The sequence below is a fragment of the Pseudomonadota bacterium genome, from assembly GCA_022361155.1.
Lineage (GTDB): Bacteria > Myxococcota_A > Polyangia > Polyangiales > JAKSBK01 > JAKSBK01.
Genome location: JAKSBK010000137.1, coordinates 1 through 2,421 on the forward strand (window position 1 = coordinate 1; position 2,421 = coordinate 2,421).

The 2,421-nt window shown below is 64.7% G+C and carries 4 protein-coding genes; 3 read left to right on the forward strand and 1 reads right to left on the reverse strand.

Annotation, left to right across the window (positions count from 1 at the left end; genetic code table 11):
• Positions 1-239 (reverse strand): hypothetical protein (locus MJD61_04570; protein ID MCG8554551.1); only part of this gene is annotated, 239 nt, incomplete at its 3' end.
• A 233-nt stretch (positions 240-472) separates the two neighbouring features.
• On the opposite strand from MJD61_04570, the gene MJD61_04575 reads away from it, so the two are divergent.
• The 3 genes from MJD61_04575 to MJD61_04585 all read left to right on the forward strand — a co-directional run.
• On the forward strand, positions 473-1,519 hold the full coding sequence (locus MJD61_04575) for a hypothetical protein (GenBank protein ID MCG8554552.1): 1,047 nt from the start codon (positions 473-475) through the stop codon (positions 1,517-1,519).
• On the forward strand, positions 1,516-2,277 hold the full coding sequence (locus tag MJD61_04580) for a DUF1016 N-terminal domain-containing protein (protein MCG8554553.1): 762 nt from the start codon (positions 1,516-1,518) through the stop codon (positions 2,275-2,277). The genes MJD61_04575 and MJD61_04580 overlap by 4 nt, the downstream gene beginning before the upstream one ends.
• The coding region (locus tag MJD61_04585) for a transposase (GenBank protein MCG8554554.1) at positions 2,268-2,421 on the forward strand (154 nt) is incomplete at its 3' end. The genes MJD61_04580 and MJD61_04585, both read left to right, overlap by 10 nt.

A 2,421-nucleotide genomic window follows, 5' to 3' on the forward strand; every position in this document is an offset into this window, starting at 1 on the left:
AGTTCGATCTGCCCGATCCGGCCAGCGACATGGGGAACCATCTGTCCTGCGGCTTGCTTCGCGATGCGGTGCGCCTCGGGTTCCGCTCGGGCGCTGGTCCGTTTCGTTCGCTCGCGAGGATTGCCGTCGAGCCGCGCCCCTACCAGCTCGTGCCCCTCCTGATGGCGCTCAAGCTCGACCCCGTCCGCATGCTCATTGCGGACGACGTCGGGATCGGCAAGACGGTGGGCTGCTGCCACCCGAGGAGCGCGAGCGGCGGGTCGACGCGCTTGCCGCCCACGACAAGCGCGTCCTCGTGTGCACCGACTGCCTCAGCGAGGGCATCAACCTCCAGCACGCCTTCGATGCGGTCATGCACTACGACCTGTCCTGGAATCCAACGCGCCACGAGCAGCGCGAGGGTCGCGTCGACCGCTACGGTCAACCAAAAGAGAAAGTTCGGACGCTCACCTACTACGGCCAGGACAACCCGGTGGACGGCATCGTGCTGCAGGTGCTCCTCCGCAAGCACAAAACCATCCACAAGCAGCTCGGTGTCATCGTGCCGGTGCCGATGGACACCAAGATCATCGAGGACGCGATCCTCGAGGGTTTGCTCATCCGGGAGAACGTCGACACGACGCAGCTTTCTTTCGAGTTCCTCAAGCCGATCCACAAAGCCGTGGACGTCCAGTGGGACGCGGCGGTCGAGCGGGAAAAGCGCAGCCGCACCCTCTTCGCGCAGAACCAGCTGCTCAGGGCCGTGAACACCGAGGTGCGCGCGGAGCTCGACGAGGTCCGCCGCGCCATCGGCAGCTACGCCGACGTGCAGCGCTTCACCGCCACATCGCTACGCACGCTTGGCGCCGTCGTCTCGGGCGATGAGCCTCTGCACATCGACCTTCGCGAGACCCCCCGTGCGCTTAAGGATGCGGTCGGAGAGGATGAGGGCTTCGTCGGCGTGTTTTCCGGGCAGCCGCGCAAAGACGCCCGCCTCTTGACGCGGACCCACCCCGTCGTCGAGGGGCTTGCGGCCCACGTGCTGGAGACGGCACTGGACCCCAACCTCGACGGACCCGGCAAGCGCTGCGGCGTCGTTCGCACCAACGCGGTTGAACGCCGTACCACCCTCCTGTTGCTTCGGCTCCGTTTCCACATCGTGAACCAGGGACGAGGCGGAACAGAGCGCCCGCTGCTCGCGGAAGACCTGGTGCTGGCCGCGTTCACCGGCAGCCCGGAGAAGGCCGAGTGGTTGCCGAGCGACGGCGTCGAGGGACTTCTCGACGTCGATGCTGACACCAACATCGGTGCCGACCAAGCGCAGACGCACATCAAGCGTGTCCTCGACCGCTTCGAAGATCTGCGCCCGTACCTCGATCGGATCGCCGGCGAAAGAGGTAACGCGCTGTTCGACGCCCACCGTCGGGTACGCAAGGCGACCCGAAGCGGCGTGCGGGCCCTGAAGGTCGACGTCCACCGACCCGCAGATGTCCTGGGCGTCTACCTCTACCTGCCGGCGTCCATGGGAGGGTTAGCGTGAGCCGTCGCGATGATTTGTCGGTCTCGCTCCAGAAGCTGTTGCCTGAGATCCGCGCGCTGGTCATCTCGGCGCGCCGGGCTGTCTCGCGTGCCGTCGACACGCTTCAGGTTCACACCAACTTCCAGATCGGCCTGCTCATCGTCGAACACGAGCAAGGCGGGCAGGAGCGCGCCGCCTACGGCGCCGAACTGCTCAAGCAGCTCTCGGCGGAGCTGACGAGGGAGTTCGGCCGGGGCTTTTCCAAGAGCAATCTCGAATACATGCGGCGTTTCTACCTGGGCTACCAGGACCGCGCGCAGATTACCCAGACGGTGTCTGGGCAATTGCGGGAGCCCAAGAACGCCCAGACGCTCTCTGGGCAATTGGCCAACGCCCAGATTTGGCAGACGAAGTGGACCCTGAGCTGGTCGCACTACCTCTTTCTGCTGGGCATCAAAGACCCGGACGAGCGGGCGTTCTACGAGATCGAGGCCACGAACGAGGGGTGGTCGTTACGCGAGCTCCGCCGGCAGTTCGACAGCAGCCTCTACGAGCGCCTAGCGCTGAGCCGCGACAAGGAGTCGATACTGGCCCTGGCAAAGGACGGCCAGCTCGTCGAGAAGCCCCAGCAACTGCTCAAGAACCCCTATGTGCTCGAGTTCCTCGACCTGCGCGAGGAGACTCGCTACTCCGAGCGCGAGCTGGAGAGAGTTAATTTTGACACCCATTTTAACTTGCATCGGGGGAGTCCCTGTGCCATGGTGAGGCTATGCCGATAGCGCGAGCGGAGCAGGTAAGCGTGGAGGTAACGCCTTGGTATCACGTGATGTCACGGTGCGTGCGAAGGGCGTTCCTGTGCGGTCAAGACCAGGTCTCGGGTAAGAACTTCGACCACCGCAAGGGCTGGCTGGCGGACAAGATGA